Annotated in this window: 23 protein-coding genes and 1 tRNA gene; 13 read left to right on the top strand and 11 right to left on the bottom strand. The window is 48.5% G+C overall.

What is annotated here, in order from left to right; all coding sequences use genetic code 11:
• Nucleotides 1–28: 28 nt before the first annotated feature.
• From CFERDRAFT_RS07025 to CFERDRAFT_RS07015, 3 genes are all read right to left on the bottom strand, one after another.
• The gene (locus CFERDRAFT_RS07025; protein WP_006366523.1) at nucleotides 29–310 is read right to left on the bottom strand and encodes a type II toxin-antitoxin system RelE/ParE family toxin; all 282 of its coding nucleotides are present in this window, start codon (nucleotides 308–310) and stop codon (nucleotides 29–31) included.
• Nucleotides 307–495 carry a hypothetical protein gene (locus tag CFERDRAFT_RS07020; protein WP_040433416.1) on the bottom strand — a complete coding sequence of 63 codons (189 nt, stop codon included), beginning with the start codon at nucleotides 493–495 and terminating at the stop codon, nucleotides 307–309. The genes CFERDRAFT_RS07025 and CFERDRAFT_RS07020 overlap by 4 nt, the downstream gene beginning before the upstream one ends.
• 301 nt (nucleotides 496–796) lie before the next feature.
• Nucleotides 797–870 (bottom strand) — tRNA-Val (locus tag CFERDRAFT_RS07015).
• Nucleotides 871–1,036: 166 nt separating this feature from the next.
• On the opposite strand from CFERDRAFT_RS07015, the gene CFERDRAFT_RS07010 reads away from it, so the two are divergent.
• The 3 genes from CFERDRAFT_RS07010 to CFERDRAFT_RS07000 all read left to right on the top strand — a co-directional run bounded on the left by CFERDRAFT_RS07010 (nucleotide 1,037) and on the right by CFERDRAFT_RS07000 (nucleotide 3,083).
• Nucleotides 1,037–1,273 carry a hypothetical protein gene (locus tag CFERDRAFT_RS07010; RefSeq protein ID WP_006366522.1) on the top strand — a complete coding sequence of 79 codons (237 nt, stop codon included), beginning with the start codon at nucleotides 1,037–1,039 and terminating at the stop codon, nucleotides 1,271–1,273.
• Between the two features lie 386 nt (nucleotides 1,274–1,659).
• A complete protein-coding gene (locus tag CFERDRAFT_RS07005; protein WP_006366521.1) occupies nucleotides 1,660–2,514 on the top strand; it encodes a bifunctional methionine sulfoxide reductase B/A protein in 855 nt (284 codons plus the stop codon).
• A gap of 230 nt (nucleotides 2,515–2,744) precedes the next feature.
• On the top strand, nucleotides 2,745–3,083 hold the full coding sequence (locus CFERDRAFT_RS07000; protein WP_006366520.1) for a Rap1a/Tai family immunity protein: 339 nt from the start codon (nucleotides 2,745–2,747) through the stop codon (nucleotides 3,081–3,083).
• A gap of 61 nt (nucleotides 3,084–3,144) precedes the next feature.
• Here CFERDRAFT_RS07000 and CFERDRAFT_RS06995 read toward each other — a convergent pair whose 3' ends face one another.
• Genes CFERDRAFT_RS06995 through chlG form a run of 3 tightly spaced genes read right to left on the bottom strand, consistent with a single transcriptional unit; the run spans nucleotide 3,145 to nucleotide 5,315 of the window.
• Nucleotides 3,145–3,684: an LOG family protein gene (locus CFERDRAFT_RS06995; protein WP_006366519.1), complete on the bottom strand. Its 540-nt coding sequence runs from the start codon at nucleotides 3,682–3,684 to the stop codon at nucleotides 3,145–3,147.
• Between the two features lie 6 nt (nucleotides 3,685–3,690).
• Entirely contained in the window at nucleotides 3,691–4,320 is a 630-nt protein-coding gene (locus tag CFERDRAFT_RS06990) for a glycosyltransferase family 2 protein (protein ID WP_006366518.1), read from the bottom strand.
• The gene (chlG, locus tag CFERDRAFT_RS06985) at nucleotides 4,317–5,315 is read right to left on the bottom strand and encodes a chlorophyll synthase ChlG (RefSeq protein WP_006366517.1); all 999 of its coding nucleotides are present in this window, start codon (nucleotides 5,313–5,315) and stop codon (nucleotides 4,317–4,319) included. Before chlG ends, CFERDRAFT_RS06990 begins: the two co-directional genes overlap by 4 nt.
• A gap of 753 nt (nucleotides 5,316–6,068) precedes the next feature.
• Between chlG and CFERDRAFT_RS06980 the strand changes: the two genes are divergently transcribed.
• The 4 genes from CFERDRAFT_RS06980 to CFERDRAFT_RS06965 all read left to right on the top strand — a co-directional run bounded on the left by CFERDRAFT_RS06980 (nucleotide 6,069) and on the right by CFERDRAFT_RS06965 (nucleotide 10,864).
• A complete protein-coding gene (locus CFERDRAFT_RS06980) occupies nucleotides 6,069–7,292 on the top strand; it encodes a TRC40/GET3/ArsA family transport-energizing ATPase (protein WP_006366516.1) in 1,224 nt (407 codons plus the stop codon).
• A 107-nt stretch (nucleotides 7,293–7,399) separates the two neighbouring features.
• Nucleotides 7,400–8,791: a B12-binding domain-containing radical SAM protein gene (locus tag CFERDRAFT_RS06975; protein ID WP_006366515.1), complete on the top strand. Its 1,392-nt coding sequence runs from the start codon at nucleotides 7,400–7,402 to the stop codon at nucleotides 8,789–8,791.
• Between the two features lie 97 nt (nucleotides 8,792–8,888).
• Nucleotides 8,889–9,905 carry a bacteriochlorophyllide d C-20 methyltransferase BchU gene (gene bchU, locus CFERDRAFT_RS06970; protein WP_006366514.1) on the top strand — a complete coding sequence of 339 codons (1,017 nt, stop codon included), beginning with the start codon at nucleotides 8,889–8,891 and terminating at the stop codon, nucleotides 9,903–9,905.
• 125 nt (nucleotides 9,906–10,030) lie between these two features.
• Nucleotides 10,031–10,864: an alpha/beta fold hydrolase gene (locus CFERDRAFT_RS06965; RefSeq protein WP_006366513.1), complete on the top strand. Its 834-nt coding sequence runs from the start codon at nucleotides 10,031–10,033 to the stop codon at nucleotides 10,862–10,864.
• 35 nt (nucleotides 10,865–10,899) lie between these two features.
• On the opposite strand, the gene CFERDRAFT_RS06960 is transcribed toward CFERDRAFT_RS06965, so the two are convergent.
• Nucleotides 10,900–11,109 carry a hypothetical protein gene (locus tag CFERDRAFT_RS06960; RefSeq protein ID WP_006366550.1) on the bottom strand — a complete coding sequence of 70 codons (210 nt, stop codon included), beginning with the start codon at nucleotides 11,107–11,109 and terminating at the stop codon, nucleotides 10,900–10,902.
• Nucleotides 11,110–11,449: 340 nt separating this feature from the next.
• Here CFERDRAFT_RS06960 and CFERDRAFT_RS06955 point away from each other — a divergent pair, with 340 nt between their 5' ends.
• The 6 genes from CFERDRAFT_RS06955 (at nucleotide 11,450) to CFERDRAFT_RS06930 (ending at nucleotide 16,027) form a co-directional block, all read left to right on the top strand.
• Complete coding sequence (locus CFERDRAFT_RS06955; protein WP_040433414.1) at nucleotides 11,450–11,941, top strand: GNAT family N-acetyltransferase; 492 nt, start codon at nucleotides 11,450–11,452, stop codon at nucleotides 11,939–11,941.
• 61 nt (nucleotides 11,942–12,002) lie between these two features.
• Nucleotides 12,003–12,629: a LysE family translocator gene (locus CFERDRAFT_RS06950; RefSeq protein WP_040433432.1), complete on the top strand. Its 627-nt coding sequence runs from the start codon at nucleotides 12,003–12,005 to the stop codon at nucleotides 12,627–12,629.
• Nucleotides 12,630–12,706: 77 nt separating this feature from the next.
• A complete protein-coding gene (locus tag CFERDRAFT_RS06945; protein ID WP_006366510.1) occupies nucleotides 12,707–13,819 on the top strand; it encodes a Rieske 2Fe-2S domain-containing protein in 1,113 nt (370 codons plus the stop codon).
• 108 nt (nucleotides 13,820–13,927) lie between these two features.
• Nucleotides 13,928–14,173: a type II toxin-antitoxin system Phd/YefM family antitoxin gene (locus CFERDRAFT_RS06940; RefSeq protein ID WP_006366509.1), complete on the top strand. Its 246-nt coding sequence runs from the start codon at nucleotides 13,928–13,930 to the stop codon at nucleotides 14,171–14,173.
• Between the two features lie 126 nt (nucleotides 14,174–14,299).
• A complete protein-coding gene (locus CFERDRAFT_RS11710) occupies nucleotides 14,300–15,694 on the top strand; it encodes a serine hydrolase (RefSeq protein ID WP_156778026.1) in 1,395 nt (464 codons plus the stop codon).
• 30 nt (nucleotides 15,695–15,724) lie between these two features.
• Entirely contained in the window at nucleotides 15,725–16,027 is a 303-nt protein-coding gene (locus tag CFERDRAFT_RS06930) for a Dabb family protein (protein ID WP_006366507.1), read from the top strand.
• Between the two features lie 91 nt (nucleotides 16,028–16,118).
• Here the strand turns inward: CFERDRAFT_RS06930 and CFERDRAFT_RS06925 are convergent, their stop codons facing one another.
• The 4 genes from CFERDRAFT_RS06925 to rfaD all read right to left on the bottom strand — a co-directional run bounded on the left by CFERDRAFT_RS06925 (nucleotide 16,119) and on the right by rfaD (nucleotide 18,785).
• Nucleotides 16,119–16,307, bottom strand: coding sequence for a 4Fe-4S binding protein (locus CFERDRAFT_RS06925; protein ID WP_006366506.1), 189 nt, complete (start codon nucleotides 16,305–16,307; stop codon nucleotides 16,119–16,121).
• Nucleotides 16,308–16,476: 169 nt separating this feature from the next.
• Entirely contained in the window at nucleotides 16,477–16,665 is a 189-nt protein-coding gene (locus CFERDRAFT_RS06920; protein WP_006366505.1) for a 4Fe-4S binding protein, read from the bottom strand.
• Between the two features lie 145 nt (nucleotides 16,666–16,810).
• On the bottom strand, nucleotides 16,811–17,770 hold the full coding sequence (locus CFERDRAFT_RS06915; RefSeq protein WP_006366504.1) for a PhoH family protein: 960 nt from the start codon (nucleotides 17,768–17,770) through the stop codon (nucleotides 16,811–16,813).
• Nucleotides 17,771–17,789: 19 nt separating this feature from the next.
• Entirely contained in the window at nucleotides 17,790–18,785 is a 996-nt protein-coding gene (gene rfaD, locus CFERDRAFT_RS06910) for an ADP-glyceromanno-heptose 6-epimerase (RefSeq protein WP_006366503.1), read from the bottom strand.
• Between the last annotated feature and the right edge of the window lie 253 nt (nucleotides 18,786–19,038).

Raw genomic sequence — 19,038 nt, 5'->3', positions numbered from 1 at the left:
AATTTCTGAATTCCCCATTTTAATGTGCTCAGCTGCTGAGATTCATAGCTCCGTGAATGACCGCAAGAATATCAATTTGATCCGGCTTGATGTAATAGATGATACGGAAAGGGCCTTCGAACACTTCTCTGACCTGCTCCAGTTCATATTCAGGAACGCTTCTGCCTGAAAAGGGATATTCGGCTATCTGTTTGGATTTTCGCGTAAGGCGATCAATCATGCGACGGGCATAGTCGGCAGAGTCCTGAGCAATGAAATTATAGATGGCATCGAGATGACCTGCTGCGGTATCTGTCCAGTGGACTTTCATTCCTGCAGGCCGTATTTGCCTCTTATCTCTTTCACCTCTTTTGTCCGACCCGCCTTACTGTCAGCTAACCCGCGCTCAATTGCTTCCCGAACATATATTTCATGCATCAGGTCATCCCATGTAGCATTCGCAGGCATGAGATCAATCAGTTTGTGGGCTTCCTCTTTTTTCATGAGAGTTGACATATTTCATCTCCTGTCTGTTTCTGAAAGAGCAACCTGGGCAGCAGTTGAGACACTTGCAGATGAATCTGCTGATCTTGGCCAATCCGGCCTGTCGCCAGCTGTTACTGATAATATACAACCGGTAAATTGAAATCCCTTTTGGCTGAGCCGGGCGGATCTGTTTTGTTACCTCCGTCACTTACGTCCCTGAATGCTCTTCAATTGAGAGTGAAAAAGAGTGAAATGTGTTAACTTTTTGTTAACTGTAATGATAAGACAATGATCTCAGTAGAAGCTCGCAGAAGAGCATGGATGGAGGGGGTGGACAATAAAGGACTCGAACCTTTGACCTCTCGCGTGTGAGGCGAACGCTCTAACCAACTGAGCTAATTGTCCGGCGCATACAGTAAGAGTATAGGATATGAGGGCCGTTTTTGCAACGTAACGGTTAATTTTTCGTCTCCATGAGGCGAGATTACGTCATTAAGCTATATTGCATACAGAAAACTATTTCTGCTGAAGCTGACTGTGCCCGGCAGTAACCCGTTCAACTATCACTATCATGGGCTTTAATATTGAGGAGATTCAGGATGCTCTTTTGCAGAGCAAGACACTCAAAGTAGCGGTTCCAACAGTACTTCTGGCTCCGATTGCGATGCCTTTTGTTCATGCACTTGCAGGCCTGGCTGTTGCAGGCCTTACGGTAGCTGCCGCCGGATCGCTTATCGGAAAAGCTTCAGGAGCACTTTCTGATATGATCCCTCTCGCCGAAAAACAGGATGATGCTGAGGATTATTGAATCCTGAATCCGATCCTCTCGTTCTGAATAGTAACCGCCCCCTTGCCCAAAGGGGTAAGCCCTCTTCGCCCTGACAAAGGCCACACGCTGGTATCTGGCAGGGACTCTCCTCCCGTCGTAAAAAGATAACAGTGAACAACAATGCGTTGATTGCGCGTTCAGGGAAACCTTCAGCAGCACCTGCGGGTTCTATTGATGTTGTCTTGATTTTACGGTTAAAAAATAGGCGGTGAACCATGTTTTTCAGCGACCATAAACCTTTGTATCACGGTATGCAGGCGGTTTTTTTGCTTTGCATACAACTCCTGCTCCTCTGCGGGTGTGGTGGTGACAGGTTGTCGCAGGCAGTTGAGAAGCCGCGTTTTACTATTCAAAAGGAGAGTGGTATGAGTTTTAACAAGTTGACTCCGGAAGAGGAGCGGGTAATTGTGCATAAAGGAACAGAGGCCCCTTTCAGCGGGAAATATTACCAGAACAGGGAGAAGGGGAGCTATCTCTGCCGGCGGTGTGACGCTCCGCTTTTTTATTCGAATCACAAGTTTGATTCAGGATGCGGCTGGCCGAGTTTTGATGATGCCATTGCCGGGGCGGTAAAAGAGGTTCCGGATGCTGACGGCCGGCGAACCGAGATAGTTTGCGCCAAATGCGGGGCCCATCTCGGTCATGTTTTTCTGCATGAGGGGCTTACTCCGAAAAATGTGCGACACTGTGTCAACTCGGTCTCCCTGCAATTTCAGCCGGAAGCAGCGCTTCAATCAAAAACAGAGAAGGCGATTTTTGCCGGAGGGTGTTTCTGGGGCGTCGAGTATCACTTCGGCAAGATCAAGGGGGTGCTTTCAGCCAAATCGGGTTACATTGGCGGTTTGACCGATCACCCGACCTACAAGGAGGTGTGCAGCGGAAAAACAGGGCATGCCGAGGCGGTTGAGATTGAGTTTGATCCCGCTCTGGTCAGTTATGAGACCCTGGCAAAACTCTTTTTCGAGATTCACGATCCCGGTCAGATGAACCGGCAGGGGCCGGATATCGGCTCGCAGTACCGCTCGGCGGTTTTTTATGCTGATGAGGAGCAGAAACGTGTGGCAGAGAAGCTGATTGCCGAGTTGAAGACCAAAGGGTACCGTGTTGTGACCAGTGTTGAAAAGGCCGGAACCTTCTGGGAAGCCGAAGGGTACCATCAGGACTATTATGAAAAAAATGGACATCAGCCCTACTGTCATGTCTATCAGAAGCGCTTTTAGTGCTCACGTAGGAAATGGACAACGTGGACGACATGGAGAGCGAGAAGATGAATTTTCAACCCGCTCACGACTATTTATAACGGGGCCTGTTCGGTATGTTGGGGTGCTTGAGAGATTTACGGGGAATTTTTGTAATTTTGCGCAGGCTTTTCTAACAAGGGGTTTGCTATGAAGAATTTTCTGATGGTTACAGCCGGAAGAGTTCATACCCGCCAGATGGAAGATGTGCATTGATTACCGGAAATGATCTTGTTGGTGTGTGGCGGGAGTACAAGAAATTCGATACCGGTCAACCGGCAAAGGATATCAATGCCGGTGATTTCCGGGGTTATGTTGCGGGGGTCTGTGATGTCTGTAATCGATGGCTTTTTACGACTCCGGACGGTGCAACCCAGGGTCAGGTCTGTGCAACAGTGGGGAAGTGGCTTGAAGAGCATCCTCATCGCTGGACGGAACCTGCCATGTCTCTGGTGATCGAGGCCCTTCAGGATGCTTTTCCGTTTCGCCGTGAAAAAAAGAGGCGCAAGCGGTTCCTGCTGTTCTGGGTTACCCGACCGGACGCGCCTTGACTGTTTCCCCTTATATTGTAATACTGGCGGTGTGGTGCCTGCTGACAGGCAGGAGTTGATTTCAGCGCAGCAGCAGCCTGACGGCATCCTCAACGGTGTTGCATACCGTGTAGTAGGCTTCATACTCTGCTTTGATCATATGCTCCTCTGCAATCCGGTTGAAAAAGAGGAGCAGAGGATCCCAGAATCCATTGATATTGAGAAGGATGACTTTTTTGTTGTGGTGGCCGAGATGTTTCCAGGTGATCACCTCCATCAATTCATCAATGGTGCCGAAACCGCCCGGCAGTACAAGGTAGGCATCGCCCCATTCGGCAAGTTTCATCTTCCGTTCGTGCATGGTTTCTACCACATGCAGTTCGCTCAGACCGTAGTGGGCAACCTCTCGCTCTTCCAGAAACCGGGGGATGATCCCCTTGACGTTTCCACCGTGCTGCAGAACGGCATCGGCAACTGCTCCCATCAATCCGACCCGTCCGCCTCCGAAGACCAGACCGATTCCGTTTTGTGCCAGTTGTCGGCCAAGAGCTTCGGCGGCAGTGAAATACTCTCGCGGTGCCTGATTGCTTGAACTGCAGTAGACGGTTACGGATGAGATCATGGGATGCTAATAGTTAAGGGTGGTGCTGTCATCCGCACGCCGGTAGACATAGGTTTTCGGATCCTCTATTTTTTTGACCGAATGGCTCGCTGAAGCTCTATCCCAGAGATCGGTATCTTCGGCGTAATCAAGCGGCCTGAAGCCTCTCAGCGCTGAAAAGAGCTCTTTTTTGCCGAAAAAAGTGCCGCCAAGTGTACACTCCCTTATGTTGATCAGTTTATCGGGATTTTTGCAGTCCCGGACCATGATGGTGTCGTCACAGAGATAGCCGCCGGTTATCAGGTCAATCTCCGGCAGACTGGAGATGATCTCCATTCTTGATTCAAGATGGGCAGGGAGGTAGTGATCGTCACTGTCAAGAAAGGTGATATAGCGGCCGAATGATGCCTGGATTCCGGCATTGCGTGAGAGTGCGGCTTTGCGGTTACTGTGTTTCAGATAGCGGATATTGGCATAGTTCCGGATAAACGGGTCGAGCGTTTCACAGGTGTTGTCAGAACTGCCGTCATCGACAATGATGAGCTCCCACTCTTTGTATGACTGTGCAAGGACACTCTCTACGGCAGTTTCAAGGTGACGGGCCCGGTTAAAGGTTGCCATGATGACCGAAATTTCAGGCGTGAAGCTGAATCTCATGGTTTTGCAGCTTTTATGGCAAAGGCACAGACAAGCATGCCGGCAACAAGGAAGTTCTGCGCTATGGCGTTATAGCGCACATCCATGGTGGAGGGTGAGCGGACAAGGCTGAACTGCAAAAAAAACTGGGGAATAACGAGCAGGGCAACGACGAGTGCATAGCCGTTTTGACCGACAAGCAGCATGTAGAGAGCGGCAAGAAGCTGCCCGAGATTGATCAGGATTGCGGCAATGAGAGCGGCCCGGGTTTCGCCGAATACAACAGGAAGGGTTCTTATGCCTACCTGCCGGTCACCTTCAATGGACTTGAAGTCGTTGATGGTCATGGTGCCGGTGCTTGAGAGCGTAAAGAGCGCGGCCACGATAAGGGAAGGCTGAAGCGATGTGAGGGTCAGGTTCGGGTTATAGGCGATCTCTCCGGCTATCCAGGGAATGATCAGGTAGGATATTGCGACAATGGAGTTTCCAGCCCAGAGCCGCTTTTTCAGCTTGATGGGATTGGCGCTGTAGAGGTGGGCATTGATGATGCCGATCACAACATAAAAACCAATCAGGGGATGAATCAGATATCCCGTGATGACGGAAAGTACTGACCAGAGTGCGATCAGGATGGTAGCGTTTTGCAGTGATATTGCTCCTCCGGGAATGGGTCGGTTGGGCTCGTTGATCTCGTCAAGATCGCGGTCAAAATAGTCGTTGAGCATCTGGCAGGTTCCGCTTGCAAGCGGTCCGGTAAGCAGCATGCCGAGCAGAAATTTTATTCCCGTAATATCATGCCATCCGAAAAAGCCGCTTGAAACAGCTCCGCACAGAAAGCTCCACATAACCGGAATCCAGGTGACCGGCTTGAGGAATCTTATGAAGAGAGCAAGTTTTGAAAGGGGTTCAGTCGAGCGAATTACGGGCGCTACCGACTTGCGGCTGTGGAGTGAGTTGAACAACCCTTTATCGGAGCTTCTCTCCTCTCTGTTGTGTTTTGACCGAAACTCGCTCACCCTGTTCGCATTATGGTTAGTTGAAATCCATTCTTCGCAAAAATAACAGGTAAAACTTAAGAAGCGAAGCAGATAAGATAAATAATCAAACGAAGCGGCTGTTTCAGTCCCCCTGAAAGCTGCATTGAGATCACTTCGGTTTATGAAGCAGAACCCTGTTGAACTGTTCAGTAGTCAGGCAGAAAGATGCCGCAGGCACAACAGACTTTTACGGCAGTTGTGGTGCATGGAGGACGTAGGAGTATGTCTTCCTGTTTCTGTATGCCTATATATACGCGATGTATCGTGTATATATATTGCCCGTTTCTGTTGCAGTATTTTCGTTGTTATCCCGGGCAGAAATATGTGCATGTCCGCTTCTTTGCCGGAATTCCTGACAGGAGGATAAAGAAAAATCTTGGAATAAACTGTTAACTATTAGTACATTGGAGACTTCGCAGAGATAGTATGGATGTAGTCCATTCGCATTCGGATTGCTGTAAATATCTCTTTCGTATAAGGTTCGAAATATAAATCCGGTTTTCTGTAAAAGGTTAGCTGTAATAATTTGTACCGTAAGATCCCCTGCTTGTTATCTCTTGATATCTGTGTATGATGAACAACGGTCAGCCGATCATGCTTTGGGGAAGCTGTGGTGAGTTTATAGCTATTCCTGCCTGCCTCTTGCTCAAATAATATAGATAAGCTCCGGGAGGAGCTGTTAAAGTCCGAAAATAAATTTTTCATAGTCCATTTTAATCCAATGTTCGGCTCATGCGTATTTTAACATTTACCGGTAAAGGTGGAGTTGGCAAAACCAGTGTTTCTGCTGCAACAGCGGTTCGGTTGTCGCAACTCGGTTATCGTACTCTTGTCCTTTCCACAGACCCTGCGCACAGTCTTTCGGACTCTTTCAACCTCCCCCTTGGTGCCGAACCTACCAAAATCACGGAAAACCTGCATGCCATTGAGGTCAATCCATACGTTGATCTCAAGGAGAACTGGCAGTCGGTACAGAAGTTTTATACCCGCATATTTATGGCTCAGGGTGTTTCCGGGGTCATGGCCGATGAGATGACCATCCTTCCCGGTATGGAAGAGCTCTTTTCCCTTTTGAGAATCAAGCGATACAAGGCTTCAGGCCTCTATGACGTGCTGGTGCTCGATACCGCCCCGACCGGAGAAACGCTCCGGCTTCTCTCCCTTCCCGATACCCTTGCATGGGGTATGAAGGCAGTGAAAAATGTTACCAAATATATTGTCCGGCCACTCAGCAAGCCGCTCTCAAAGATGTCTGACAAGATTGCCTACTACATTCCGCCGGATGAGGCTATGGATTCGGTTGATCAGGTCTTTGATGAGCTGGAGGGTATTCGCGAGATTCTGACCGATAACCAGAAGTCCACGGTGCGTCTCGTCATGAATGCGGAGAAGATGTCCATCAAGGAGACCATGCGGGCGCTGACCTACCTGAACCTCTATGGTTTCAAGGTCGATATGGTGCTGGTCAACAGGCTTCTTGATACCAAGGAGAACAGCGGATATCTGGAGAACTGGAAAACTATACAGCAGAAGTACCTTGGTGAAATCGAGGAGGGCTTTTCACCCCTTCCGGTTAAAAAGCTGAGGATGTATGAACAGGAGATTGTCGGACTGAAGGCGCTTGAGCAGTTCGCAAAGGATATGTACGGAGATACGGATCCATCCGATCTCATGTATGATGAACCACCGATCAAGTTTGTTCGTAACGGCGATATCTATGAGGTGCAGCTGAAGCTCATGTTTGCCAACCCTGTCGATATCGATGTATGGGTTACCGGTGACGAGCTCTATGTGCATATCGGCAACCAGCGTAAAATTATTTCGCTGCCGATCAGTCTTACCGGACTTGAGCCCGGCAATGCGGTGTTCAAGGATAAATGGCTGCATATTCCTTTTAATCTTAACAATCATGAACAGACCAGGCATAAGAAGGAGTATAACAAGGCTCTGAATTGATTGATTCCGGGCCGAAGCAAGTGGGCTATTGCGCCCGAGAAGTATGAGTGATCGTTGTTCTGGCAATGTTATTTATTGAATTACAACCGATATAAAAGATCTCAAGCATGAGTAACCCAGTACCGCACAGCAAAAAATCACTCAAGCTGCTGCTCGTTGCCCCGAAAGGAAGGAAAGACTCGAAATCAAATCAGAAGCCGCTGTTTAATATGGCGCTCGGCGTACTGGTGAGTCTGACGCCGGAGCATCATCATATCGAGATTATCGACGAGCATTTCGGTGATACGGTCGATTACAGTCAGAAATATGACGTTGTCGGCATAACGTCGCGAACAATCGATGCAAAAAGATCTTACGAAATTGCGGACGAGTTTCGTAAAAGAGGTCAGAAGGTCATTCTCGGAGGGCTGCATGTCTCCTTCAATGCTGAAGAGGCAGCACCCCATGCTGACACACTTGTCTGCGGTGAAGCCGAGAACCTCTGGCAAACCATCCTTGATGATGTTGCCTCGAACACACTCAAAGCCAGCTACAACTCCAAAGACTTTCCCCAGGTACAGGAGATCGTTCCTCTTGATTACGAGCGTATTGCCAAAGCCTCCAAACGCACAAAGGTGGACGGAACAAAATCCATTCCGATCTACATCACCAGAGGGTGCCCGTTCGAGTGTTCGTTTTGCGTTACCCCGAACTTTACCGGCAAGCTCTACCGGGCCCAGAAGCCTGAAGATCTGATAAAGCAGATTGAAACCGCAAAGCGGGTCTTTTTCAAGGCTAAAAGCAAATCATCCAAGCCCTGGTTTATGCTTTGTGATGAGAACCTCGGTGTCAGCAAGAAACGTCTATGGGAGACACTTGATCTGATCAAGGAGTGCAACATCAACTTCAGTGTGTTCTTCAGTATCAATTTTCTTGAAGACAAGGAGACCGTAAAAAAGCTTGTCGCTGCAGGCTGTATTATGGTGCTTGTCGGGTTTGAGTCCATCAAGCAGAGTACGCTTGAAGCCTACAATAAGGGTCACGTTAATTCTGCCGATCAATTTGCCCGTCTTATTGAGGAGTGCCGTCAGGCCGGACTGAATGTGCAGGGCAATTTTCTTGTCAATCCCGATCTCGACAGCTATGAGGATATGGATGATCTGGTGAAGTTTGTCAGCAAGAACAATGTCTTCATGCCGATATTCCAGATTATCACCCCCTATCCCGGAACCTCGATGTACTGGGAGTACAAGAACAAGGGGCTGATTACCGATGAGGACTGGGATCGTTACAACGCCATGAATCTTGTTATCCGCTCGGATAAATACGATCCGGTCGAGTTCCAGCACAAATTCATGACCAGTTACTATAAAGCCTACGCCTGGAAAAATATTGCCAACAGGGTGAGGCGAAATCCGTATAAACTGCTGAATCTTATCACCAGCCTCGCATTCAGAAAAAACCTGCGTGAACAGCTTGATACGTTTGAAGAGTTGCATCATATCAAGGAGAGGCGCTGAATGGATTTGTTCAGCCATCACGGAGCATTGACGGCAATGAACAGAAGTTATTATTGTAAACACCACTTTTTTTCAACTTTTTATCCGCCCCTGCAACATGAATGACATTGAGTTACTGAAACAAAATCACAGGGCTAATGAACTTATTTTCAAAGGTCTTGTAGAGTTTGGCTGTTTCAAGGCCGCTCTTGAGCTCGATCTTTTTACTCACCTTGCCGGTGAGGCGCAAGATACAGCAACACTTGCTTCTGCTGCCGGGGCAGTACCGCAAAGACTTGTTATGCTTCTTGAAGCCCTACGTCAGATTGGTATTACCACGGAATCCGGGGGCAAATGGAGCCTGACTCCATCAGCAAGAGAGATGTTTGTTCTGAATCCGGAGCATCCCAATCTCTATATGATTCCTGTAGCGAAAGCGATGGCAAATCTTGCTGATACATTCTATCTGCAGATGGCAGATGCGGTTAAAGGTAAGATTAACTTCAAGGCAGAAGTCGCTTATCCACCGGTAACTCGAGCAGATAACTGGTATTTTGAAGAGATTCATCGCAGCAATGCCCATTTTGCCATAAAGCTTCTTCTTGAGGAGGCAAACCTGTCAGCGACAAAAACTCTTGTTGATGTGGGCGGCGGTATCGGTGATATTTCAGCAGCTCTTCTGAAAAAATATCCGCAGCTTGACTCCACCATTCTTAATCTTCCCGGTGCAATCGAACTGGTTAATGAAAATGCAGCAGAAAAAGGTGTAGAGGGTCGTCTCAGGGGTGCTGCCGTGGATATCTACAAGGATGCATACCCGAAAGCTGATGCGGTGATGTTCTGCCGTATTCTCTATTCCGCAAATGCGCAGTTGACTGATATGATGTGCCGCAAAGCTTTTGACGCCCTTCCTTCCGGCGGCAGACTGCTCATTCTCGATATGATTATCGATGATCCTGAAAGTCCGAACTTTGATTACCTGAGCCACTATATTCTCGGTGCAGGTATGCCGTTTTCAGTGCTTGGTTTCAAAGAGCAAAGCGCTTACCAGGGTATTCTTGAAAATATTGGCTTCAGCAATGTCCGCATTGTCAGAAAGTATGATCAACTTCTCTGTGAAGCGGTTAAACCCTGATAAAACAACAGAGGCGGCCTTTCATTGATGGAAAGCCGCCTTTTTTGTTCCCGGTAGTCCCCAAAATTAGGTATATTCACCACCGATTCTCTTTTGACAGAATTTCTCTTGAACCGTGTTCTTCCATGCTTCATTACAAAACATATGAGTTGGATGACCCCGAAGCTCCCTGGGTGGTGTTTGTACATGGAGCGGGCGGCAGCTCTTCGATATGGTTTCTGCAGATAAAGGAGTTTATCCGTCATTTCAACGTTCTGCTTGTCGATCTCCGTGGTCACGGAAAGTCAAAAGGCATGGCCCTGCACAAGGAGGATCGTCACTACGACTTTGAGGATATCACCCGTGATATCATAGAGGTGCTCGATTCACTGAGGATTCAGAAAGCCCATTTTATCGGTATCTCGCTTGGAACAATTCTTATTCGCAATCTCAGTGAAATAGCTCCCGAAAGGGTATCATCCATGGTGATGGGCGGAGCGATTATCCGGCTCAACATCCGGGCAAAGGTGCTGGTTACCCTTGGCAACACCTTCAAGCGGGTTGTCCCCTATATGTGGCTCTATCGTTTTTTTGCGTGGATTATCATGCCGAGCGAGCGCCATAAAAAGTCGAGGCTGCTCTTTGTCAATGAAGCCAAGAAAGTGGCGCAGAAGGAGTTTATGCGCTGGTTCCGTCTGACCAATGAGATAACGCCGCTCCTGAAATATTTTGAGGAAAAGGATACCGCGATACCGACACTCTATCTCATGGGTGATGAGGATCACATGTTTCTTCCTGCCGTACGGTACATCATAACCCGCCACACCAATTCATGGCTTGAGGTGATCGATAATTCCGGCCATGTCTGCAATGTTGACCAGCCTCTGGAGTTTAATACCCGTGCGATACATTTTTTGAAAAAAATGTCCTCCACAGATGCGTTGACTGCAACTGTTCAACTCCGCCTGGCTACCTGCTGAAACCACCTGCGGTTGATCTGAACTCTCCGATGGCGCTAATCCGGAATATCTCTATCCTCTGACTCCGGCATTCCTGACTGAGTTTCCGGTTTTTGCATGATATCTTCAGCCTGTTTCAGTACTGCATCCACAACAAAAAGCCCGGCTCCTCCGACAAGAATTCCTGCAATTCCATGAAGCGCTATCGGGACGCCAAGAGGTGTAAGCAATAGAGCACCGCCTACCCCTGCCGCTTCTTTAAGCATAGAACTCCCTTAATTTACCGTGACGGTTGCACGTTAGTAGAGACCTCTGAAAATAATGTAGTTCACCATCATGGTGACTTTCCGATCATCGACAGAGGAATCTGTATTCAGAGGGTAATATAAACCGCTCTTCTGTCAGGTTCAAGAGGAGGATGGAAAAACCGCTTATTATCATCCTCCCGGATTGATACTCTGAATCGGGCTCAATGCGGAGTGGAGAGAATTTCCGCCCTTTTCGATGTTTTCTGCTCACTTCACTGTAAATTTAAAATACGGGAATAACTTTTTGCAAGGCGCAATTGAAGCCGGGCCAAAAACGGTAGCAACTTTTTTAAGGGATATGAGGATTTCTCTTGAGCCGGTTACGCTCCATGACAGGGAAGCGATTATTGACATATTCAATTTCTATACGGAATCGGGTTTTGCTGCATATACCGAGAGCCCGCTCTCTTATGAAATGTTCGAATCATTTGTGCAGTTTTCATCGGGATATCCGGCAGTCACCGCCCGGGATGAGTCCGACATTGTCGTTGGTTTCGGAGTGCTTCGCCCCTACAGCTCAATTCCGGCATTTTCCTCTACGGCCGAACTTACCTGCTTTCTGAAACATGGATATACCGGCAGAGGGATTGGAAAACATATTCTCCACTGCCTTGAGCAGAAAGCGCAGGGCATGGGTATTACCTCAATTCTGGTGAGCATCTCGTCACGTAACCCCGGCAGTATAGATTTTCATCGAAACAACGGGTTCACGGAGTGCGGCAGGTTGACGGGAGTCGGAGAGAAAAGAGGGGTGAGGTTTGATGTGGTATATTGTCAGAAAATAATTTGAGGGGAAACTCACGACAATAAACAGAGCCTCCTTTTTTTGCTGGTTTTAAAATGAGTTTATGATGATTGATACCCATACGATGCTTGCTTTTTTTTCGACCGCGATAATTCTTGCCCTCTCTCCCGGTCCCGATAACCTTTTTGTTATGGCCCAGGCGGCGCAGAACGGACGGAAGGCCGGTATTTTTGTGACCTTTGGTCTTTCCACCGGTCTTGTTGGCCATACCGTTGCGGTGGCTTTAGGGCTTGCCGCGCTTGTCAACTCCTCGGCGTTTGCCTTCACTATCCTCAAGTATATCGGAGCGGCTTATCTCATCTATCTTGCATGGCAGGCTTTCCGGGCCGGAGGATCAACGGCGGAGAAGCGAGAGGTTCCTCATTTTTCAAAGGGAGAGCTCTACAGAAGGGGGATTGTCATGAATCTCACCAATCCGAAGGTCTCGCTCTTTTTTATGGCGTTTCTCCCGCAGTTTGTCGATCCGGCAGGAGGCTCCGTGACGATGCAGTTTTTTCTGCTTGGAGGGCTCTTCATTCTGGCAACCATACTTGTTTTCGGAGCGATAAGTATGCTTGCCGGAGGGGTGGGGGAGCGTTACCGCAACTCTCCCGGTGCTCAGAGCGTTGTAAACAGAGTTGCTGCAGCACTTTTTGTCGGCCTTGCCCTCAAGCTTGTGCTGACGGAGCGGTAGCAGGGAACACATCCCTGCCAGCAGCCCGTGAAGCGATCAGATTCTGAAAAGAGGTTATGTAACCAACCGTTGATTCCATGCACTACATTCCACTCATACCGCTCTCGGAGCTGCCCGAGAATACGCATAAATCGGTCCGGTCCGACAAACATACCATTGTGTTGTTTCATTATGAGGGCACGGTTACCGCACTCGGGAACAGCTGCATTCATGAGGGTGGAGATCTCAGCCAGGGATCCATTCAGCGGCTCGAAGACGGAGAGCTTTATATTGTGTGTCCCTGGCATGGCTGGCAATACAGCCTGAAGAGCGGCAAGGCGCCCCAGGGCTACAGGGATCGTCAGGCGCTCTATGACGTGATTGTCGAGAACGGTATGATCATGGTTTCTGAAGAGCCCTCAAGAGAAGCTTTCAGGGCAGTTCATGATGATGACCCTCTGGCCGATCTGCGAAAGATGGAGTATCAGACCACAAAGAGTAGTCTCAATGTGCTCGGTATTTCCACTACCAATATGAATCGTGATCTGCCACGTCCTTCCACTTCCGAAACGGCTCTGCAGAGTGCACTCGATTTTGCGGCATCGGAGTTCGGTGCGGCAACAAAAATGATCAGAATCCGTGATCTTGATTTCCGGCATTGCGAAGGGTACTACAGTCGTCATGAAAATGCCTGTACCTGGCCCTGTTCCATATCGGAAATGGATCCGGAGGACGGGATGAATGCGGTTTACCGCGCCATGGTGTTGTGGGCGGATGCAGTTATTCTTGCTACTCCTATCCGGTGGGGTAACGCATCCTCACTTTTTTACAAAATGGCAGAACGACTCAATACCGTTCAGAACCAGATAACCATACATGACAGGGTGCTGATAAAAAACAAGGTTGCTTCGTTCATTATAACCGGGGGACAGGATAATGTGCAGGGCGTTGCGGGCAATCTCAATGCGTTTTTCAGCGACCTCGGTTTTACCTTTCCGCCGTTTAATTTTGTCGGATGGAGCAGAGGGTGGATCGCCGAAGATACTGAAAATAATTACAACACCTTTTTCAGAAGCCGCTATGTAAAACGCTCCGTCAAAGAGCTGGTGACCAACACGCTCCATCTGGTCATGCAGATAAAGGGTATGGATGTTACCGATCTTCATACCCCGAAACCCAAAATATCAGAGGCCGGAACGCTTTCGGAATAACTGCTGTAAATCAGCTTTTCGCTTCGGAATATTCCGGAAAGAGTTGTTTTTTAGTACTTAAAATCGTACAATTATTGGTACAGATAATAGTACTATTTATGGTTTTATATGGGAAGTATCAATCTTGAGGAAGATATAAGGCCGTTGTCGGAGTTTCGCGCAAACACAGCATCACTGGTGAAGCTGGTCAAGAAGACCGGACGACCACTGGTGCTTACGCAGCATGGCAAAAGTACGGTTGTACTGCTTGATGTCCACCAGTACCAGTCAATGGTATCAAGTATTGAGCTTTCCGAGAGTGCCGGTGCAGCAAAGCGCGGGTTGATAGCTGAGGGTATAAAAAAAAGAAGGTGATTATTTGTGATAAAATAAAGGGATTCAGGGTTTGGATATGTACCTTCGGATGAAGTGATTATGCTTTACAGAGAGGCTTTTTTTACTCCGGTTGACAGTAATTACAAGAACAGTAGACCACTTTCGATGCAAGAACAATTTTCGACAGCCGCAATTTGCCGTCCATGGACGCCACTCTTCCGTAAAAGCAGGAAACATCTTCCCGCCAGAGCGAGGGTATTAACTCTCGGTATCTGCTTCTTTGCCTTTACGGCTTCCATAGCACTCCCTGCATTGCTGCATGCAGAGCCCGGTAATGGTTCCTACCAGATACAGGCTCCGGTAGACTCCTATATTGTCAAGGATTTATGCAGCTCAAGGGTTGTGATGGCAAAGGATATTGACCGGCCGGTCTCTCCTGCAAGCCTGACCAAGATTCTGACCTGTATCATGGCGATTGAAAGCGGAAAGCTGGATCAGGATGTGGTGATTACCCGTGAGTCCACAAATGTAGAGCCATCAAAAGCGGGATTCAGGGTTGGAGAGAGAATCAGGCTTCTTGATCTTGTCAAGGCGGCCATGGTCAATTCAAGCAATGATGCGGCTTTTGCCATTGCGATACATCTCTCCGGAAGTGTTGATGCCTTTGTCGCTTCCATGAACTCCAGGGCGAGAGCGATCGGGATGAGAAATTCCCGTTTTACCAACCCGGCAGGTTTTGATAAAGGGATTTATGCCGGCAACACCTCAACGGCTGGAGATCTGTTGTGTTTGACGGAATATTCGGTCAGGAATCCTGTTTTTAATGCGGTGGCGCGCCTTGATCGTGCTGTGTTTGTTGAGCAGTCTACCCGCAAGGTCTACTCCCTTAAAACGCACAACAAGCTTCTGGGCAGATATCCCTATGCAGTCGGGATCAAAACAGGCTATACCGGCAGGGCCGGAAGGTGCCTGATCGGTCGTGCCATCAAGGATAACCGGGATATTCTTCTGGTTATGCTGAATTCAAGGACGGATCGCTGGAATGTTGCCGCAGAGATGTTTGATCGGGCGCTGCTGATTCAGAGGGAGGAACCTGTTCTGATTGCACGCTCCTCTGTTCCTCCCGCAGAGCGGGCGGTGAGAGCCGATGCCGGAGAGCGTAAAATAGCGCATGCGTCACGGTTGCATAACCGGAAAGCCCGAAAGGGTGCGCCTGTAGTTGCTGCTTCGGCTAAAAAATCGAAGCATCATGCCAGCCATGCAGTTGCCCTGACAAAATCGGCCAAAAAGTCGAAACAGCACACCGTGCTCATAGCCAAATCCGGAAAAAAGATGAAAAAGGGAGATCCGGTTGTTGCAAAATCCGGCGTGAAGCAGAACCGGAAAGCATTGGTTGCAGCAAAATTGGCCGGGAAGTCGAAGTTACGTGATCTGGCGATTACGAAAAGGGGAAGAAAGCTCGACAGAAAAGGGATTTCTGCAACGAAATCTGCGGGAAAGCTTAAAAAGCGTGATCTTGCGCTGTCAAAATCCGCAAGAAAAAAACAGACAGAAAGTTGATTTTTTACTCTAACGCAGACGTTGCAAAAAATGATCAAACATATTGTGATGTGGCAGCTTAAGGATGCTGCACATGGAAACGACAGTCAGACAAATGCACGCCTGATACAAGAGAAGCTGGAGGCGTTGCGGGGCAGAATTAAGGGGATGTGTGCAATTGAGGTTGGTCTGGATTTCAGTCGAAGCGAGAGCTCGGGTGACGTGGTGCTCTACAGTGAATTTGTTGACCGGCAGTCGCTTGATGCCTATCAGCTGCATCCTCTGCATCAGGCATTGAAGCCGTTTATCGGTGAGGCCTCCCGGGAACGGAGGGTTGTGGATTACGAGATCTGATTGCCTGTTTTCGGGCGGGAAGGTAGCGGAAAATAAAAAAGCGGAAGGGATGAACCTTCCGCTTTTTTATTTATTGAACTTCCTTTATCGCTTATCCCTGAACGATCGCGTCTGAAGGGCAGACAGCTGCACAGGAGGGTGAATCTGAGTAACCTGAGCATTCCGTGCAGGTAGCAGCATCGATAACATAAAGGTCATCGCCGGCAGAAATTGCAGTAACAGGACATTCCGGTTCACAGGCTCCGCAGTAGGTACATTCTTCAGTAATGTAGAGTGCCATATTAAGTTCCTTGCTTGTTAATGTTTTGAAAACTATGAAAGAACGATTCGGGTCAATTTCGAATAATATAAGATTTTTTTATCACCTCAAAAAAAACGCACCATCCCTTAAGGTTTTATTTTGGCTGTAGATGGTCTCTTCTGTATTTTTTTTGTGGTTTGTTTCCACTTCAGACCTTGATGATGCAGTCTACAGGGCAGACCTGGACGCAAGCCGCTTCATCATGAAAGCCGATGCAGTCCACGCAGGTCGTCTCATCGATAATATAGATATCATCTCCCGCAGTGATAGCATTGACCGGACATTCAGGTTCGCATGCTCCGCAATAGGTGCACGTTTCTGTGATTCTGTGTGCCATTTTGTTTCTCCTCGTTTACTGTTATTGAAAAAATCAGGCAGGGACCTTCAGATATTTGGCCTCACCCGTATCGGTCACATTCGTTTGAACCGGTCGGGGAATAAGAAAGTTCCACCCTGAAGCGCTCTTTTTACGGGAGGAAGTGCTATTTCTGCTCATGTATTTCGTAAGCGTTGATGATATCGCGCACAAGCCGGTGACGAACGACATCGGATTTGTCAAGATAGACAAAGCTGATACCCTTGATATCCTTGAGGACTTCCGGCGAATTGGTGAGTCCCGAGTCAGATTGTTCGGGCAGATCAATCTGGGTGACGTCCCCCGTAATGATCGCTTTTGAATTGAGACCAAGCCTTGTCAGACACATTTTCATCTGCTTGTTCGAAGCGTTCTGGGCTTCATCAAGAATTATGAACGCATTGTTGAGTGTTCTGCCCCGCATATAGGCAAGAGGAACAATTTCTATAATTCTTTTTTCGGTGAGCATTTTGAGCTTTTCTGCAGTCAGCATATCCTGCAGGGCATCGTAAAGCGGCCGAAGATAGGGATCAATTTTCTGGGCGAGATCACCGGGAAGGAAGCCGAGGCTCTCTCCGGCTTCTACGGCCGGCCTGGCAAGAACAATTCGCTTGACACTTTTGGATTTCCATGCCGCTACGGCTATGGCAACAGCGGTGTAGGTTTTTCCGGTACCCGCCGGACCGATGGCAAACACAATATCATTTGTTTTTGCTTCTGCTACCATTCGCCGCTGCCCGTTGGTTTTTGCCCTGACGACATAGTCGGCTGTTGCGACAATGATATCTTCATCAGCCAGATGTCCGGGTTTCATCTCCGGTGCCGGTGACGAGGCAAGCGTGATCAGCATGTTCAGGTCATTGTCAAGCACTTCGCCGTGCTTGTCGGCCAGAAACTTCATCTCGCTGAAAATCTTCTCGGTTACAGCAATCTCTTCGGGCTTTCCCTTGAGTGTGATTTTTGTTCCCCTGGCGGTGATGAGCAGATCGGGAAATTCCGCCCTTATTTTTTTCAGGTGGGCATCATAGGGCCCGAAAAGAATGACCGGCTCAATACCCTGGATCTCGATGATTTTTTCTTTGGTCAATGTGAAGGGTTGTTAGGCATTATGAATTGGTTTTCGCGAGATCAAGCCAGGGGTTGTCGGCAGCGAGATAGTGCTGTACATACTCTTTTACGCCCTCTTCAAGCGAGGTGAATGGTTCATGGTATCCGGCAGAGCGCAGCCGGGTCATATCGGCGCAGGTGTAGTACTGGTATTTGTCGCGGAGGGTTTCAGGCATCGGCGTGAAGTTGATGACCGGCTCCCGGCCGAGAGCCGAAAAAGTTGCTGTTGCGAGATCGAGAAAACTTCTTGCTTTTCCTGTACCGACGTTGAAGAGCCCGGTTGCTGAAGGGTTGTCGAGCAGCCAGAGCATGATCCGTGTGCAGTCCCTGACATAGACAAAGTCGCGCAGCTGCTGGCCGTCAAGGTAGTCAGGGCGATGAGAGCGGAAGAGCTCTACCGATCCTTTTTCACAAATCTGATGATATGCCTTGAAAACGACGCTGCTCATATCATGTTTATGATACTCGTTCGGTCCGTAAACATTGAAAAATTTCAGTCCTGCGGCATGGTTGAGAATGCCGTTTGCATCTGCCCACCGGTCGAACAACTGTTTGGAGTATCCGTACATGTTCAATGGCCGGAGCCTCTCAATTTCTGCAATATTGTCAGAGTATCCGTTGGAACCGTCACCATAGGTTGCCGCACTTGATGCATAGATCAGCCTTACATCATGAGCCATGCAGTATGAGGCCAACTTTTTTGAATAGACGTAATTGTTGACCAGAAGGTGGTCGGCATCGGTTTCGGTGGTAGAGCTGTTTGCACCCATGTGGATGATGGCGGAAATATCCCTGAATGCACCGCTCTCCAGCAGGTCGGGAAAAAGGTCTTTCTGGATGAAATCTGCAAAGTGAAGCCCGGAGAGATTGCGCCATTTATTTGTCGTCGTCGAGCCAAGATCGTCAACAATGATGATATTCTCTTCACCATAACGGTTGAGTTCCCAAACCATGGCACTGCCGATAAATCCCGCTCCGCCGGTGAGAATAATCATAGGGTAAAAGAGATTGAAAGGTGCAGGAAAAGCAAATATAAAGAGGCTTGTCTAAAAACAAAAGGCCGCCAGGGATTTAAGCGGCCTTTAACAGGAGGGAGGAGGGTGTCGATCAGGCGGAAACTTTCATCATGGTGTCATTGACAAGCAGTTTTCGTCCCCAGAGAAGCCATAACCGTATTGTCTCAACAGGTTTGCCGACAATTTCGGAGATCTGGCGGTGTTAAGGCCGGATATTTCACTCAGGGGATCC

It is taken from the genome of Chlorobium ferrooxidans DSM 13031, from assembly GCF_000168715.1.
GTDB classification, from domain to species: Bacteria; Bacteroidota; Chlorobiia; order Chlorobiales; family Chlorobiaceae; genus Chlorobium; species Chlorobium ferrooxidans.
Note: the sequence above shows the minus strand (reverse complement) of the source record. Positions and strands in the feature narration are given on the sequence as shown.

Coding starts and splice junctions, on each gene's coding strand:
- CFERDRAFT_RS07005 (WP_006366521.1), top strand. CDS start 1,660: ATGAGTTTTAACAAGTTGACTCCGGAAGAGGAGCGGGTAATTGTGCAT.
- CFERDRAFT_RS07025 (WP_006366523.1), bottom strand. CDS start 310: ATGAAAGTCCACTGGACAGATACCGCAGCAGGTCATCTCGATGCCATC.
- CFERDRAFT_RS06940 (WP_006366509.1), top strand. CDS start 13,928: ATGGGAAGTATCAATCTTGAGGAAGATATAAGGCCGTTGTCGGAGTTT.
- CFERDRAFT_RS06960 (WP_006366550.1), bottom strand. CDS start 11,109: ATGCTTAAAGAAGCGGCAGGGGTAGGCGGTGCTCTATTGCTTACACCT.
- CFERDRAFT_RS07020 (WP_040433416.1), bottom strand. CDS start 495: ATGTCAACTCTCATGAAAAAAGAGGAAGCCCACAAACTGATTGATCTC.
- CFERDRAFT_RS06980 (WP_006366516.1), top strand. CDS start 6,069: ATGCGTATTTTAACATTTACCGGTAAAGGTGGAGTTGGCAAAACCAGT.
- CFERDRAFT_RS07010 (WP_006366522.1), top strand. CDS start 1,037: ATGGGCTTTAATATTGAGGAGATTCAGGATGCTCTTTTGCAGAGCAAG.
- rfaD (WP_006366503.1), bottom strand. CDS start 18,785: ATGATTATTCTCACCGGCGGAGCGGGATTTATCGGCAGTGCCATGGTT.
- CFERDRAFT_RS06955 (WP_040433414.1), top strand. CDS start 11,450: ATGAGGATTTCTCTTGAGCCGGTTACGCTCCATGACAGGGAAGCGATT.
- CFERDRAFT_RS06990 (WP_006366518.1), bottom strand. CDS start 4,320: ATGAGATTCAGCTTCACGCCTGAAATTTCGGTCATCATGGCAACCTTT.
- CFERDRAFT_RS06975 (WP_006366515.1), top strand. CDS start 7,400: ATGAGTAACCCAGTACCGCACAGCAAAAAATCACTCAAGCTGCTGCTC.
- CFERDRAFT_RS11710 (WP_156778026.1), top strand. CDS start 14,300: ATGCAAGAACAATTTTCGACAGCCGCAATTTGCCGTCCATGGACGCCA.
- CFERDRAFT_RS06930 (WP_006366507.1), top strand. CDS start 15,725: ATGATCAAACATATTGTGATGTGGCAGCTTAAGGATGCTGCACATGGA.
- CFERDRAFT_RS06965 (WP_006366513.1), top strand. CDS start 10,031: ATGCTTCATTACAAAACATATGAGTTGGATGACCCCGAAGCTCCCTGG.
- CFERDRAFT_RS06995 (WP_006366519.1), bottom strand. CDS start 3,684: ATGATCTCATCCGTAACCGTCTACTGCAGTTCAAGCAATCAGGCACCG.
- CFERDRAFT_RS06925 (WP_006366506.1), bottom strand. CDS start 16,307: ATGGCACTCTACATTACTGAAGAATGTACCTACTGCGGAGCCTGTGAA.
- bchU (WP_006366514.1), top strand. CDS start 8,889: ATGAATGACATTGAGTTACTGAAACAAAATCACAGGGCTAATGAACTT.
- CFERDRAFT_RS06945 (WP_006366510.1), top strand. CDS start 12,707: ATGCACTACATTCCACTCATACCGCTCTCGGAGCTGCCCGAGAATACG.
- CFERDRAFT_RS06950 (WP_040433432.1), top strand. CDS start 12,003: ATGATTGATACCCATACGATGCTTGCTTTTTTTTCGACCGCGATAATT.
- CFERDRAFT_RS06920 (WP_006366505.1), bottom strand. CDS start 16,665: ATGGCACACAGAATCACAGAAACGTGCACCTATTGCGGAGCATGCGAA.